The sequence below is a fragment of the Streptomyces sp. R33 genome, from assembly GCF_041200175.1.
Classification (GTDB): Bacteria; Actinomycetota; Actinomycetes; order Streptomycetales; family Streptomycetaceae; genus Streptomyces; species Streptomyces katrae_B.
Genome location: NZ_CP165727.1, coordinates 4911822 through 4925085 on the forward strand (window position 1 = coordinate 4911822; position 13264 = coordinate 4925085).

Below are 13264 nucleotides of genomic sequence, written 5' to 3' on the forward strand. Positions count from 1 at the left end.
GGCGCACGCGCTACCTTTTCGAGTGGTGGTACGGGAGGAGCCGGGCGTGGGGATCGAGAGCGACCATCTGGTCTACGAATATCTGAGCCGGGTCGGGGACTTGGCGCAGCGGCGGCAGCTGTCCTCCGGGGACCGGATGCGCCTGGTGGCGGGGCTGCGGGACGAGATCGACCGCCGGCGCGCCAAGTACGAGCCGGAGACCCCGGCGGCCGTACGCCGCATCCTGGAGCGGATGGGTACGCCGGAGGAGGTCCTCGACGGCGTGGGCGCCTCCCCGGCCCCGGCGACGCCCGCCGCCACCCCCGACCGGGTGCCGGCGGTGCCGACCCAGCGGGGGCCCGGCCGGCTGCGCCGCAAGACGGTCCCGCCGCCGAGCCCGGCGCAGAGCGCGCCCGCGCCGCCGCACCTGGCCGGGCTCGACGAACTCGGCTCCGACGGCGGGGCGGAGCCCGACTGGTGGCGGGTCGCCCCGGGGCCGTACGGCGCCGGGCCGCAGGTGGAGGGCTTCGCGGGCGGGGTGGAGATCCCGGAGCTGTTCAGGAAGCCGGAAGAGGAGAAGCCGGAGCCCGCGGCGGGTCCGGCCGGGGCTCCGGCCGCCGAAGGGACGTCCGGCGTCCGGGGCCTCGTGCGGTTCCTGAAGCAGCGCCGGCAGGCCAAGTCGGCCGCGGCGGACCCGGGAAAGGCGCCCGCGGCGGCCGCCGCCCCGCGCCCGAAGCCGCACGCCTTCCTGCTGCTGGCCGCGGTCGTGCTCGTGGCGGGAGCCGTCACGGGGTCCTGGCTGCTGCTGATCGGCGGCTGGCTGCTGGCGTACGCCTCGCGGGTGCTCGGGCCGACGGAGCGCAAGGTCGTCGTGTTCGGGCTGCCGGGGGCCGTGTTCGCGGGCGCGGTGGTGTGGCTGTGGGGCCGGCTCGAGGGGCGCTGGGGGGCGCCGCTCACGGACGAGGGCCTCGGCGGGGTCTACCAGGACATGTGGCCCTGGCTGGCCAGGGCCGCGGCCGTCGCCTCAGCGCTGTACCTGGCCTGGCGCGGCCGTCGCCGCTGAGGCGCTGCGCGGCTCGTCCGCCTCCGGGGCCACGGGGAGGGGCGCTGACACGTCACCGAATTTCACTGTCCGGTAAGGCGAGGCCAAGTCCACGTTCCCGGCCGTCCGCCCCGGCTCGGCACAATGGCCGTATGAGCTCCGAGACCCCCACCGTGCCCGCCCAGCTGACCGTCGGCTTCGACCTCGACATGACCCTCATCGACTCGCGCCCCGGAATCAAGGCCGCCTACCAGGCACTTTCCGCCGAGACGGGCACGTTCATCGATGCGGACGAGGCGGTCACGCGGCTCGGTCCGCCGCTGGACGAGGAGCTCGCGTACTGGTTCCCGCAGGCGGAGATCCCCGCCATGGCCGACCGGTACCGGGAGATCTATCCCACATACGCCATCGGGCCGACGCCCGCGATGCCCGGCGCCCGCGAGGCGATCGAGGCCGTCCAGGCGCTCGGCGGCCGCGCGATCGTCGTCACGGCCAAGCACGAGCCGAACGCCCGGCTCCACCTCGCGCACCTCGGCATCGAGCCGGACGCGGTCATCGGCTGGCTGTGGGCCGAGGCCAAGGCGGGCGCGCTGCGCGAGTACGGGGCGCAGGTCTACGTCGGCGACCACGTGGGCGACGTACGCGGCGCCCGTACGGCCGGCGCGCTGTCGGTGGCGGTCCCGACCGGCCCGTGCCCCGAGCCGGAACTGCGCGAGGCCGGCGCGGACGTGGTGCTGCCGGACCTCACGGCGCTGCCGCAGTGGCTCGCGGAGTACGTCCGCACGCAGCAGGTCTGATCCGGGGGCCGGGCCCGGGCCGGGACTGAGCCAGGCGCGGGCCAGGCGCGGCCTCAAGCCTGGGAGGCGCGGGCGGCCCGGCGCTGGGCCGCCGCCGAGCGCAGCACACCCGCCGCCGAGATGGCGAAGCCGACGCCCATCAGCATGCACACGGCCCACGCGTACGACGGGAACGGGTCCGTGTGCAGGAACAGCGGGGCCATCGTCGCGAGGGTGGCCACGGCCCCGACGATGAACACGATGCCGCCGGCGCGCACCAGGCCGTCGCCGGGCCGCGCTTCGTCGGAATGAGGAGTAACAGTCACCCCACCAGGGTAGTTCCCTGGCCGAAGCAGCCGACAGCACAGCCGACAGCGAAGAGCCGGCGAAGGACCGGGGAACGTCTTGTCACCTGTCGATCGCCCACTAGCCTGGATACGGCGGGTCACCATGACCCGCTGCGCTGTTGTCCGGAGCCGCTGTGCGGCGTTCCGGACCCCGACGAGCACAAGGACAGAGGACGGACGTGCCTACCGGCAAGGTCAAGTGGTTCAACAGTGAGAAGGGCTTCGGCTTTCTCTCCCGCGACGACGGCGGTGACGTCTTCGTCCACTCGTCGGTGCTCCCGGCCGGGGTCGACGCACTCAAGCCCGGCCAGCGCGTCGAGTTCGGCGTCGTGGCCGGACAGCGCGGTGACCAGGCGCTTTCCGTGACGGTGCTGGACCCGGCGCCCTCCGTCGCGGCCGCGCAGCGCCGCAAGCCCGACGAGCTGGCCTCGATCGTGCAGGACCTCACGACCCTGCTGGAGAACATCACTCCGATGCTGGAGCGCGGCCGCTACCCCGACAAGGTGCACGGCACGAAGATCGCCGGCCTGCTGCGCGCGGTGGCCGACCAGCTCGACGTCTGATCCCGTACGCACGACGGTGCCCCGGCCTCCTCAAGAGGGCCGGGGCACCGTCGTACCCGCCTGAAAGGGCCTCAGGGGAAGGCCAGCGCATCCGGTGCGATGGCCGGTACCAGCCCCTCGGCCGCGGCCCGCGTCAACAGCCCGCGCACCGCCGCGTACCCGGCATCACCGAGGTCGGCGGTGAACTCGTTGACGTACAGCCCGATGTGCTGGTCGGCGACGGCCGGGTCCAGCTCCTGCGCGTGGGCGCGGACGTACGGGCGCGAGGCCTCCGGGTCGTCCCAGGCCATCCGCACCGAGGTACGGGCCGACTCGGCGAGCGCGTGCAGGGTCTCGGCGCCCAGCGAGCGCTTGGCGATGATCGCGCCGAGCGGGATCGGCAGCCCGGTCGTGGACTCCCAGTGCTCGCCCATGTCGGCGAGGCGGTGCAGCCCGTAGTCCTGATAGGTGAACCGGGCCTCGTGGATGACCAGTCCGGCGTCCACCCGGCCGTCGCGGACGGCCGGCATGATCTCGTGGAACGGCAGGACGACGACCTTGCCGACGCCCTCCGGGAGCACGGCCGCCGCCCACAGCCGGAACAGCAGGTAGGCGGTGGAGCGTTCGCTCGGCACGGCGACGGTCTTCCCGGCCAGGTCCACGCCCGGCTCCCGCGTCAGGACCAGTGGCCCGCACCCGCGTCCCAGCGCCCCGCCGCAGGGCAGCAGCGCGTACTCCTCCAGCACCCACGGCAGCACGGCGTACGACACCTTCAGCACGTCCAGCTCGCCGCGCTCGGCCATGCCGTTGGTGATGTCGATGTCGGCGAAGGTGACGTCGAGGCCGGGCGCGCCCGGGACGCGCCCGTGGGCCCAGGCGTCGAAGACGAAGGTGTCGTTCGGACAGGGCGAATAGGCGATCTTGACCGCCTGGTCCGGCTCACGACTCATGTCGGTGCTCTCCCCAATGGACGAGTACGGGCCCCAGGGCGCGGAATCCGGCGGTGAGCGCGGCCAGCGCGTCCCCGATCCGCCAGGCGTCGCGGTCACGGGGGCCGACGGCGTTGGACACGGCGCGGATCTCCAGCACGGGCAGCCCGTGCGCGGCGGCCGCCTCCGCGACCCCGAAGCCCTCCATGGCCTCGGCCCCGGCGAGCGGATGACGGGCGGCGAGCAGGGCCGCGCGGCCGGCGGTGCCGGTGACGGTGGAGACGGTCAGGACGGGCGCGAGCAGCGCCCCGGTGGCCTCGGCGGCGCGGGCGGCGAGCTCGGCGGGCGGCAGGTGCACGCTGTGCCCGAAGCCGAGCTCCTGTACGCCGAGGAAGCCGTCGGGGGTCTCGGCCCCGAGGTCGGCCGCGACGAGTGCGTCGGCGACCACGAGGGAGCCGACGGGGGCGGCGGGCGCGAACCCGCCGCCGATGCCGGCGGAGACGACGAGGGAGTAGTCGGCCAGCGCGAGCGCGGTGGCCGTGGCGGCCGCGGCGGCGGCCGGCCCCACCCCGCCGACGAGCACGTCGGCGGCGAGGCCGGGCAGATCCCGCCGGGAGAGCGGGTATCCGCCGGGAAGGGCGCGCGGCTCCGGTGTCACCGGGTCCGGATGAGGGGTGGGCCCGGTCAGGCCACTGACGACGGAGTCTGCCTCCGCCGCCACCGCGGTCACGATGAGCGCGCGCACCGTCGGTACGGGGCTACTTGAGCTTGACGTTGTAGGCCCAGACGGCGAGCGGCTTGCCGTCCTCGCCGACCTGGACGATGTTCAGCTTCTTGGAGGACGGGGCCTCGCCCTGGCCGCCGGTGGCGAAGATGTCGGCGCCGGGGAAGCTGCGGTAGGTGTTGGAGGAGGGCTCGGTGATCGGCTGGCCGTCCAGGACCGCCTGCCACCGCTTGCCGTCCTCGACGACTTCCGGCTCGACACCGAGGCGCAGGGTGTCCCCGCGGCCGTACTCGATGGTCTTGGCGTCCTTCATGTCGGTGAGGCACTCCTGGACCTTGTCCATGGAGAGCTCCTTGTCGTCGGAGCAGGCGGCCTCGGTGGACACCGACGACGTGCCGACCGTCACGGTCGCCAGCGGCGTCGGCTTGTCGCAGGCGGAGAGGAGGAGGAGGCCGGCGGACACGGCTCCGAGGGCCGCGACGCTGCGGCGGCCCCTACCCGAGAAAAGCGGTGCGGTCATGAGCCGAAGGCTATCGGGCCACCCGGCTCCGCCGCCGCACGGGGGTCCCGCGTGGCCTGCGGCGCGGCGTGGCGCCCTCCGGGCGGGGCCGGACCGGCGCCCGGCCCGGCCTTACGCCACTCGGGGGCGGGGGGAGCCCGGGTGGTGGTGGCGGGGCGAGGTGAGGAGGCCGCGGAAGGCCATCGTGGTGCCCGCCGCGACGATCGCCGCGGCCACGGCCATCCCCAGTGCCCCGTTCAGCGGCAGCGCGATGCCGATCGCGCCGCCCAGCACCCACGCCACCTGGAGCAGCGTCTCCGAACGGGCGAACGCGGACGTCCGTACCGCCTCCGGCACGTCCCGCTGGATCATCGCGTCCAGCGACAGCTTCGCCAGCGCCTGGCAGAACCCGGCCGTGGCCCCCAGGACCGCCATGAACAGCCCGCTGAAGAACACCGCCGCCAGGACCGCGATCCCCAGGGTCACCGACAGCACCGCCGCGATGATCGTCTCCGGCGCCCGGGCCCGCAGCCAGGCGCCCACCGCAGTCCCGCACGCGTTCCCGACTCCCGCCGAGACGCCCACGATGCCCAGCGACACCGCCGCGCTCTGCCCGGCGAGGGGGTGCTCCCGCAGCAGGAACGCCAGGAAGAAGATCAGGAACCCGGACAGTGCGCGCATCGCCGCGTTCGCCAGCAGCCCGCACAGCACCGACGGGCTGACCGTGCGCAGCCCCGGTTTTCGGGAGTGCGGCTCGTGCGTGGACAGCCGGGCCCGCCGCTCGCCCTTCGCCTCGTCCACCTTGTGCGGCAGCGTGAACGCCGCGAACGTGCCCCCGATGAAGATGGCGCAGGCCCCGTACAGCGGCCACGGCGGCCCGATGGCGTGCAGCCCCGCCGCGACCGGCGCCGCCGCCGCCGTGGCCAGCAGGCCCGCCAGGGTGACCCGGGAGTTCGCCTTGACGAGTGAGAACTTCGGCGGGAGCAGCCGCGGCACCACCGCACTGCGGACCACCCCGTACGCCTTGGACGCGACGAGCACGCCCAGCGCGGCCGGGTAGAGCTCCAGCCCGCCCGTGGCCACGGCGCCGGACATCATCACCGCGAGGAGCGCCCGCGCGAGCATCGCGACGGCCATCGCGGCCCGCCGCCCGTGCGGGAGCCGGTCCAGCGCCGGGCCGATCACCGGGGCCAGCAGGGTGAAGGGGGCCATCGTGATCGCCAGGTACAGGGCGACGCGGCCGCGTGCCTCGTCCGTGGGGACCGAGAAGAACACCGTCGAGGCCAGCGCCACGGTGATCATCACATCGCCGGCGCCGTTGATGGCGTGCAGCTCGATCAGCTTGCCGAGGCCCGATTCGCCGGCCCCGTGCGCGTGCGTGGCCCGCCGGATCCCGCGGGCCGTACCGGTGAAAGGGCGCTGCAGGGCACGCCCGACGGCCCGGCCGGCCCGTCTGGCCGGTCCCGAGCCGTCACGGGACGACCGTACGGGTGCCACACTCGACATAGTGCCCCACGGACCCCGCCGGGTCCCGTCCCGGCGCGTTACGGGCGCCCGTCGGGTCGCCGTCGGGCCGCTGTCCGGTCGTGGTCCGGAGGGTGGAGGAGTGGTGTCGGCGCGCGGGCTTGTCCGCGAATCGGACCTTGCATGTGGGCCCGAGGCTTCGGAGGAGGTAGCGTGCGTAGCGCGCCACCGGCGGTTGCTCTCGGCCGCGCGCCTCTTCGCGATCCCGCAGAATGGATAGCAGGTAGGTGCGCCCGAGGCCGATCGGGTGCGGACGTCGACGCGGCCCTCTGGTCCGCTCCGCCCGCGCCACGTACGGACAGGACCGACGGGTCGTTGTGGACGACAGTACGGACGGCGCACTCGTGAGACGGCGTAGGAGAGAACGAGACCTGTGAGTGCTGCGACGACGCGAAGCCGTACCCCCGACCGCCTGTGCGCCGAGGCGGTAGACCTCGCCCGCGCGGCGGCCGAGGAAGCCGCCGCTCCCGGAGTGGTGGGCGAGCACGTCTCGGCCGTCGCGGAGGGCGACCGGGTCGTCACGCACTTCTTCGAGTGCAAGGACCCCGGCTACCGCGGCTGGCGCTGGGCCGTCACCGTGACGCGCGCCTCCCGCGCCAAGAACGTCACCCTCGACGAAACGGTGCTGCTTCCCGGCGACGACGCCCTCCTGGCCCCCGAGTGGGTGCCGTGGAGCGAGCGGCTGCGCCCCGGCGACATGGGCCCCGGCGACCTGCTGCCCACCGACGCCGAGGACCTGCGGCTGGAGCCGGGCTGGTCGGGCGAGGACGTACCGCCGCCGAACTCGGTCGTCTCCACCGAGATGGCGGAACTGGTCGAGGCCGAGGACGCCGACGTCACCGACCGCACCGTGGTACCCGTACGGGGTTCCATCACCTCCGTCGCCGAGGAACTCGGCATGCGGCGCGCCCGCGTCCTGTCCCGCTACGGGCTGCACAGCGCCGCCGACCGCTGGGACGAGGGCTTCGGGGCCAAGACGCCGATGGCGCAGGCGGCGCCCGCCTCCTGCGTCTCCTGCGGCTTCCTCGTCGCCATCGGCGGCTCGCTCGGCCAGGCCTTCGGCGTCTGCGCCAACGAGTTCGGCCCGGCCGACGGACACCTCGTCTCCCTCTCGTACGGCTGCGGCGGCCACTCCGAGGCCGCGGTCATGCCGAAGCCGCTGCGCCCGGCGCCGCCGGTGCTCGACTCGATGGCCTCGGACGAGTTCCTGCTGCGCCCGGCCCCCGACACGGGCTCGGTCCCCTCGACGGACCTCCCGGCCGCGGACCTCGGGCACTCGTAGCCGTACGCGGCGAGGAGCCCGAGCCGGCCGGCGGGGCGACGGCCCCGGCAGGGCGGCGTACCCTCGCCCCATGGGGGAAGACGGCATGGTGGGGCGGGACGGCCGGGTGACCGGGACGGTGGGCCCGGGCCTGGTGGGCGAGGTCATCGTCCGCATCCGGGGCGGCGCGGAGCACTTCCTCGCGCACCCGGCGCCCGGGACGGGCCGGCTGCCGGTCGGCACGGTCGTGACCGTCGTCGAGTACCTGCCGCCGCGCACGGTGTACGTGATGGCGGCCTACGACAACTGAGCTCCGGCGCCACCTGCGCGGATGTGGTTCGTATCAAGATGGCGACAAGAAAGCGCGAGCGTCTTCTTAACGGCCCGGCACAGGAGCACACTCGCCCTCGTCAGTGTCGAACGGCACTGCGATAAGGGGGCGTTGCCGATGGCTATCGGCGTCGTGGCGGGAATCGTTCTCGCCGCAATCCTGGCTTTGATCGGGCTGTTCAAGCTCATGTGGCGAGTGGCCGAACCGAACGAGGCACTCGTCATCTCCGGCTCCACGCACCGCACCGAGGGCATCGGCGAGGGCATGGGGTTCCGGATCGTCACCGGGCGCGGAACCCTCGTGGTGCCCGGCGTCCAGGCGGTACGGAAGCTGTCGCTGGACCTCAACGAGACCCAGCTGAACGTGGACTGCGTGACCCACCAGGGCATCCCGCTGCGCGTGAAAGGCGTCGTGATCTTCAAGATCGGCGACGACCTCGTGTCCATCGCGAACGCGGCGCGCCGCTTCCTGGACCAGCAGAAGATGATGCCCGAGCGGGTGCACATCGTCTTCGCGGGCCATCTGCGGTCCATCGTGGGCGGGTTGACGGTCGAGGACATGATCCGCGACCGCGAGAAGCTCACCGGGCAGACCCGGGCGGCCTGCGGCACGGAGATGGAGAAGCTCGGCCTCATCGTCGACTCGCTGCAGATCCACGAGATCGAGGACCCGACCGGCTACATCAAGAACCTGGCGATGCCGCACGCGGCCGCCGTCCAGCGGGACGCGCGCATCGCGCAGGCCGAGGCGAACCGTTTGGCCACCGAGGCCGAGCAGACCGCGTTCGCGCGGATGGCGGAGGCCACCCGCGACAGCGAGATCCTCCAGGCCGGCTACCAGGCCGAGCGCGACAAGGCCGCCGCGACCGCCCGCCAGGCGGGCCCGCTCTCGGAGGCGGCGGCCCGCCAGGAGGTCGTCGTCCAGGAGACCCGGGTCGCCGAGCTCGAGGCGCACCGCCGCGAGCAGCAGCTCCAGGCCGACGTACGCAAGCCCGCGGACGCGGCGGCGTACGAGACCCGCACCCGGGCCGAGGCCGAGCGCGACGCCCGCATCTCGGCGGCGCAGGCCAAGGCCAAGGAGACGGAGCTGGCGGCCGCAGCCGAGGCCACGCGCGTGACCACGGCGGCGACTGCGGACGCGGCGGCCACCGAGGCCAGGGGGCTCGCCGCCGCGAAGGCCACCCGGGCGACCGGTGAGGCCGAGGCCGCGGCCACCCAGGCGAAGGGCCTCGCGGTGGCGGCGTCGGCGAAGGCGAAGGGCCTCGCCGAGGCCGACGCGATCAAGGCGCGGGCCGCCGCACTGGCCGAGAACCAGGAGGCGGTGGTCGCGCAGCAGCTCGCCGAGAACTGGCCGGCGATCGTGGAGGCGGGCGCGGGTGCCTTCGGCAACGTGGAGCACATGGTCCTCCTGAACGGCGCGGAGGGCATGTCGGAGATGTTCGCGAAGGCGCTGACCATGGGCGGCACCGGGCTGGGCCTGGCCCGCCAGCTGCTCGCGTCGATGTCCCAGCCGGCCGCCCCGGGGGCCGCCCCGGGCACCACCCCGGTGAACGGCAGCACGGCATCCTCGTCCCACCAGATCCCGATCGCGGAGGCGTAACCCGCTGCCCGGCGCGGGCCTGACCCACACGGGTTAGGCTCGCGCCATGAGGCTGTCATGAGGCTGTTCGCCGCGGTGATGCCGCCCCGGGAGGCCGTCGACGAGCTCCGCGAGGCCGTCGAGGCCGTCCGGGACGCCCCGCCCGTCGGGGACGACCCGGCCCTCGGGCACGACCGGTCCGGCCGGCACGACCGGCTGCGCTGGACCGGGGAGGCGGGCTGGCACTTCACGCTCGCCTTCATGGGCGAGGTACGGGACGAGGTCCTGCCCGACCTGTACGCCCGCCTGGGCCGCGCCGCGCACCGCACCGACCCCTTCCCCCTCCGCATCCACGGCTCCGGGCACTTCGGCGAGCGTGCCCTGTGGGTCGGCGCCGCCGGCGGGCTCGACCAGATGCGGATGCTCGCCGAGCGCGCGGACGCCGCCGCCCGCCGGGCCGGGATCCCCATGGACCAGCACCGCCGGTACAGCGCCCACCTCACCCTGGCCCGCAGCCACGGCGGCACCGACCTGCACCCGTACCTGGAGGCCCTCGCGGGTTTCGAGGGCACGCCCTGGCAGGTCGGGGAGCTCAGCCTGGTCCGCAGCAACCTCCCGGCCGGCGGAGTCCCGGGAGAGCAGCCCCGCTACGAGGTCCTCGAGGCCTGGCCCCTGGGCGCTTGACCCTCGGTACGGGAACGGCGGAGGACCGCGTTACGCTCGACGGGTGGATCCCAAGACCCGAAACCGCGTAATGGCCGGTGTACTCGTGCTGATGTTCGTCGTCGTGGCAGTGGCAGCCGCCGTGGGCCAGTAGCTCCTGCCCGCGGGGGCCTTGCCTGGAGTGGGCTCCAAGCAGTTGGCTTGGGAGCCATGAAGTACACACAGCTGGGACGCACCGGACTCAAGGTCAGCCGACTTGTACTCGGCACGATGAACTTCGGTCCGCAGACAGACGAACCCACCAGCCACTCGATCCTGGACACGGCGCTCGCCTCGGGTCTGAACTTCGTCGACACGGCCAACGTCTACGGGTGGGGGGAGAACAAGGGCCGCACCGAGGAGATCATCGGCACCTGGTTCGCCCAGGGCGGCGGCAGGCGGGACAAGACCGTGCTGGCCACCAAGGTGTACGGGAACATGGCCGGCGACGGCGACCCGTGGCCCAACCACGACAAGCTCTCGGCGCTGAACATCCGCCGGGCCGTCGAGGCCAGTCTCAAGCGGCTGCAGACGGACTACATCGACGTCTACCAGTTCCACCACGTCGACCGCCGGACCCCCTTCGAGGAGATCTGGCAGGCCGTCGACGTGCTGATCCAGCAGGGCAAGGTGCTGTACGCCGGGTCGTCGAACTTCCCCGGGTACAAGATCGCCCAGGCCAACGAGGCGGCCGCCCGGCGCGGCTCGGTCGGGCTGGTCAGCGAGCAGTGCCTGTACAACCTCGCGGAGCGGCGCGCCGAGATGGAGGTCATCCCGGCGGCGCAGGAGTACGGGCTCGGGGTGATCCCGTGGTCCCCGCTGCACGGCGGGCTGCTCGGCGGCGTCATCAAGAAGGAGGTCGCGGGCGGCCGCCGCGCCGAGGGCCGCTCGGCGGACGCGCTGGCCAACACCGCGGTGCGGGCGCAGGTGCAGGCGTACGAGGACCTGCTCGACAAGCACGGCCTGGAGCCCGGCGAGACGGCCCTGGCGTGGCTGCTGACCCGGCCCGGGGTGACGGGCCCGATCGTGGGTCCCCGTACGGCGGAGCAGCTGGAGAGCGCGCTGCGCGCGCTCGAGCTGGAGCTGTCCGAGGAGGTGCTCACCGGCCTGGACGAGATCTTCCCCGGCCCGGGCCCCTCGCCCGAAGCCTTCGCCTGGTGATCCGGTAGCAGCACGGTGTACGGCCGCCGCGTCCCGGTGATGCGGCGGCCGCGCCGCACGGCGCGGGGCAAGTGCCGCCGGGGGAACGGGTGTCAGCGGTCCGCGGCGGGGCGGTAGGGGCCTGCGATGCCCCAGGCCTGGTGCAGGACCGCCGCGAACTCCCCGGCCAGCCGGTGCTCGCCCGAGGCGTTGGGGTGGGTGCCGTCGTAGGTGTCCTGGTGGATCTCGTACGAGGCCGGGCGCGCGGCCAGCAGGATCGGCGAGGCCTCGGTCGACAGGTCGGCGACGGCCTTCGCGAGGAGCTCGTTGAACCGGGCGACCTCGGCCGCGAAGGGTGCGTCGGACTCGGCCCGGACGTTCGGGATGACCGGGAGCAGGATCATCCGTATGTCCGGCCGGGCGGCGCGGGCCTCCGCGACGAAGCGGCGGGCATTGGCCGCGGTCTCCTCGGCGCCGGTGTAGAAGCCGAGGTCGATCAGGCCGAGGGAGACAAGGAGTATGTCGGCTCCGCCGGAGCGCACGGCGGAGCCGATGAGCGGGGCCATGTGCTGCCAGCCCTCGCCCCAGCCGGCGAGGTGGCGGCGGGCGTGCTCCGGGAAGCCGGGGTCCGCGTACGCGTGGCTGGTCGGCTCGTTCGCGGAGGTGTCGAACAGCTCGCAGCGCGGGCCGACGATCTCGTACGGGCCGCCGAGGGCGGCATCGAGGTGCTGCCACATCCGGTAGCGCCAGGTGTAGTCGCCGGCGCGTCCGATGGTCATGGAGTCGCCGACGAACATGAAACGCATCCGGTCATCATCGCGGATCACGCGCCGGGAGCCCCTGTGATGCCGGACACGCGGGGCGGGCTGGCACGCTTGGGGTATGCGCCTGCTGCCGTTGACCGCCGTCATTGCCCTTGCCGTGCTGCCGGGTTCGGCCGCCGCGGCCGCCCAGAGCCCCCCCTCCGTGCCGTCGGGGTTCACGATCGCCGATCCGCGGATCAAGGAGTCGAGCGGGCTGGCGGCGAGCCGGATCCACCCGGGCGTGTACTGGACGCACAACGACAGCGACGACGGCCCGTTCGTGTACGCGGTGGACTCGGCGACCGGCAGGACCGTGGCCCGGGTGACGCTGACCGGGGTCGGGACCCCGCGCGACGTCGAGGCGATCTCGCTGGGCCCGGACGGGCAGCTGTACGTCGGGGACATCGGCGACAACCTGAACGGGAGCTGGGACCACGTCTGGGTCTACCGCTTCCCGGAGCCGAAGCAACTGGCCGATGTCACGGTCAAGGCCGAGCAGTTCACGGTGAAGTACGCGGACGGGGCGCGCAACGCGGAGGCACTGATGGTGCATCCGGTGACGGGCCGGGTGTACATCGCGAGCAAGAGCGAGGACAAGGGCGGGCTGTACGAGGGGCCCAAGGAGCTGTCCGCGTCGGGGCCGAACGTGTTCCGGCGGGTGGCGGACCTGCCGTGGGTCACGGACGGGGCGTTCTCGCCGGACGGCGGCCGCCTGACGCTGCGCGGCTACTTCTTCGCGCGGACCTACCCGTGGAAGGACGGGAAGCCGGAGGGCGAGGGCGAGCGGGTGGACGCGCCGTGGCAGGGGCAGGCGGAGTCGGTGACGTACTCGGCGGACGGGTCGGCGCTGATGTTCGGCTCGGAGGGGGAGTCGAGCAGGGTGGTGGCGGTTCCGGTGAAACCGGCGTCCGGCGGCTCCCCCGCCCCCGCGAAGCCGGGCACGACTCCGGCCGCCGGGGCCCCCGGCCCTGCGGGCGAGCAGGGCGGGGGCAGCTTCACGAAGGGCGCGGCCGTGCTGGCCGTGGGCACGGTGCTGGTGCTCGGGGCCAAGCGGCTCTTCCGCCGCCGGCCCCGAGGGGACTCCTGA

At 73.8% G+C, this 13264-nt stretch carries 15 protein-coding genes; 9 read left to right on the forward strand and 6 right to left on the reverse strand.

What is annotated here, in order from left to right:
- Positions 1-46: 46 nt before the first annotated feature.
- On the forward strand, positions 47-1042 hold the full coding sequence (locus AB5J51_RS22590) for a hypothetical protein (RefSeq protein WP_369778497.1): 996 nt from the start codon (positions 47-49) through the stop codon (positions 1040-1042).
- A gap of 131 nt (positions 1043-1173) precedes the next feature.
- Complete coding sequence (locus AB5J51_RS22595; protein WP_053786531.1) at positions 1174-1818, forward strand: HAD family hydrolase; 645 nt, start codon at positions 1174-1176, stop codon at positions 1816-1818.
- A 53-nt stretch (positions 1819-1871) separates the two neighbouring features.
- Here the strand turns inward: AB5J51_RS22595 and AB5J51_RS22600 are convergent, their stop codons facing one another.
- The gene (locus tag AB5J51_RS22600) at positions 1872-2123 is read right to left on the reverse strand and encodes a hypothetical protein (protein ID WP_053786530.1); all 252 of its coding nucleotides are present in this window, start codon (positions 2121-2123) and stop codon (positions 1872-1874) included.
- A gap of 200 nt (positions 2124-2323) precedes the next feature.
- On the opposite strand from AB5J51_RS22600, the gene AB5J51_RS22605 reads away from it, so the two are divergent.
- Positions 2324-2707 carry a cold-shock protein gene (locus AB5J51_RS22605; RefSeq protein WP_030012939.1) on the forward strand — a complete coding sequence of 128 codons (384 nt, stop codon included), beginning with the start codon at positions 2324-2326 and terminating at the stop codon, positions 2705-2707.
- Positions 2708-2778: 71 nt separating this feature from the next.
- Here the strand turns inward: AB5J51_RS22605 and AB5J51_RS22610 are convergent, their stop codons facing one another.
- From AB5J51_RS22610 to AB5J51_RS22625, 4 genes are all read right to left on the reverse strand, one after another.
- Complete coding sequence (locus tag AB5J51_RS22610) at positions 2779-3636, reverse strand: 1,4-dihydroxy-6-naphthoate synthase (RefSeq protein WP_369778498.1); 858 nt, start codon at positions 3634-3636, stop codon at positions 2779-2781.
- Positions 3626-4360, reverse strand: a complete 735-nt coding sequence (locus tag AB5J51_RS22615) for a futalosine hydrolase (RefSeq protein ID WP_053786528.1) — start codon at positions 4358-4360, stop codon at positions 3626-3628. Before AB5J51_RS22615 ends, AB5J51_RS22610 begins: the two co-directional genes overlap by 11 nt.
- 13 nt (positions 4361-4373) lie before the next feature.
- Positions 4374-4859 (reverse strand): hypothetical protein, encoded by a 486-nt coding sequence (locus AB5J51_RS22620; protein WP_030298656.1) that lies wholly within the window; start codon positions 4857-4859, stop codon positions 4374-4376.
- 111 nt (positions 4860-4970) lie between these two features.
- Positions 4971-6344 carry an MFS transporter gene (locus AB5J51_RS22625; protein WP_369778499.1) on the reverse strand — a complete coding sequence of 458 codons (1374 nt, stop codon included), beginning with the start codon at positions 6342-6344 and terminating at the stop codon, positions 4971-4973.
- 391 nt (positions 6345-6735) lie between these two features.
- On the opposite strand from AB5J51_RS22625, the gene AB5J51_RS22630 reads away from it, so the two are divergent.
- The 5 genes from AB5J51_RS22630 to AB5J51_RS22650 all read left to right on the forward strand — a co-directional run bounded on the left by AB5J51_RS22630 (position 6736) and on the right by AB5J51_RS22650 (position 11395).
- Positions 6736-7644, forward strand: coding sequence for a DUF3027 domain-containing protein (locus AB5J51_RS22630; RefSeq protein WP_053786526.1), 909 nt, complete (start codon positions 6736-6738; stop codon positions 7642-7644).
- Positions 7645-7714: 70 nt separating this feature from the next.
- Positions 7715-7933, forward strand: a complete 219-nt coding sequence (locus AB5J51_RS22635) for a hypothetical protein (protein WP_030298651.1) — start codon at positions 7715-7717, stop codon at positions 7931-7933.
- A 132-nt stretch (positions 7934-8065) separates the two neighbouring features.
- Complete coding sequence (locus AB5J51_RS22640; protein ID WP_078987318.1) at positions 8066-9553, forward strand: flotillin family protein; 1488 nt, start codon at positions 8066-8068, stop codon at positions 9551-9553.
- Positions 9554-9610: 57 nt separating this feature from the next.
- Positions 9611-10216 carry an RNA 2',3'-cyclic phosphodiesterase gene (gene thpR / locus AB5J51_RS22645; protein ID WP_369778500.1) on the forward strand — a complete coding sequence of 202 codons (606 nt, stop codon included), beginning with the start codon at positions 9611-9613 and terminating at the stop codon, positions 10214-10216.
- A 189-nt stretch (positions 10217-10405) separates the two neighbouring features.
- Positions 10406-11395 carry an aldo/keto reductase gene (locus tag AB5J51_RS22650; RefSeq protein ID WP_053786524.1) on the forward strand — a complete coding sequence of 330 codons (990 nt, stop codon included), beginning with the start codon at positions 10406-10408 and terminating at the stop codon, positions 11393-11395.
- 92 nt (positions 11396-11487) lie between these two features.
- Here AB5J51_RS22650 and AB5J51_RS22655 read toward each other — a convergent pair whose 3' ends face one another.
- Positions 11488-12180, reverse strand: a complete 693-nt coding sequence (locus AB5J51_RS22655; RefSeq protein ID WP_369778501.1) for a GDSL-type esterase/lipase family protein — start codon at positions 12178-12180, stop codon at positions 11488-11490.
- 76 nt (positions 12181-12256) lie between these two features.
- Between AB5J51_RS22655 and AB5J51_RS22660 the strand changes: the two genes are divergently transcribed.
- Positions 12257-13264, forward strand: a complete 1008-nt coding sequence (locus AB5J51_RS22660) for a WD40 repeat domain-containing protein (protein WP_369778502.1) — start codon at positions 12257-12259, stop codon at positions 13262-13264.

Excerpts from the sequence above, each read along its gene's own strand:
- AB5J51_RS22620 (WP_030298656.1), bottom strand. The coding sequence starts at position 4,859 with ATGACCGCACCGCTTTTCTCGGGTAGGGGCCGCCGCAGCGTCGCGGCC.
- thpR (WP_369778500.1), top strand. The coding sequence starts at position 9,611 with ATGAGGCTGTTCGCCGCGGTGATGCCGCCCCGGGAGGCCGTCGACGAG.
- AB5J51_RS22635 (WP_030298651.1), top strand. The coding sequence starts at position 7,715 with ATGGGGGAAGACGGCATGGTGGGGCGGGACGGCCGGGTGACCGGGACG.
- AB5J51_RS22625 (WP_369778499.1), bottom strand. The coding sequence starts at position 6,344 with ATGTCGAGTGTGGCACCCGTACGGTCGTCCCGTGACGGCTCGGGACCG.
- AB5J51_RS22595 (WP_053786531.1), top strand. The coding sequence starts at position 1,174 with ATGAGCTCCGAGACCCCCACCGTGCCCGCCCAGCTGACCGTCGGCTTC.
- AB5J51_RS22610 (WP_369778498.1), bottom strand. The coding sequence starts at position 3,636 with ATGAGTCGTGAGCCGGACCAGGCGGTCAAGATCGCCTATTCGCCCTGT.
- AB5J51_RS22650 (WP_053786524.1), top strand. The coding sequence starts at position 10,406 with ATGAAGTACACACAGCTGGGACGCACCGGACTCAAGGTCAGCCGACTT.
- AB5J51_RS22660 (WP_369778502.1), top strand. The coding sequence starts at position 12,257 with ATGCGCCTGCTGCCGTTGACCGCCGTCATTGCCCTTGCCGTGCTGCCG.
- AB5J51_RS22655 (WP_369778501.1), bottom strand. The coding sequence starts at position 12,180 with ATGCGTTTCATGTTCGTCGGCGACTCCATGACCATCGGACGCGCCGGC.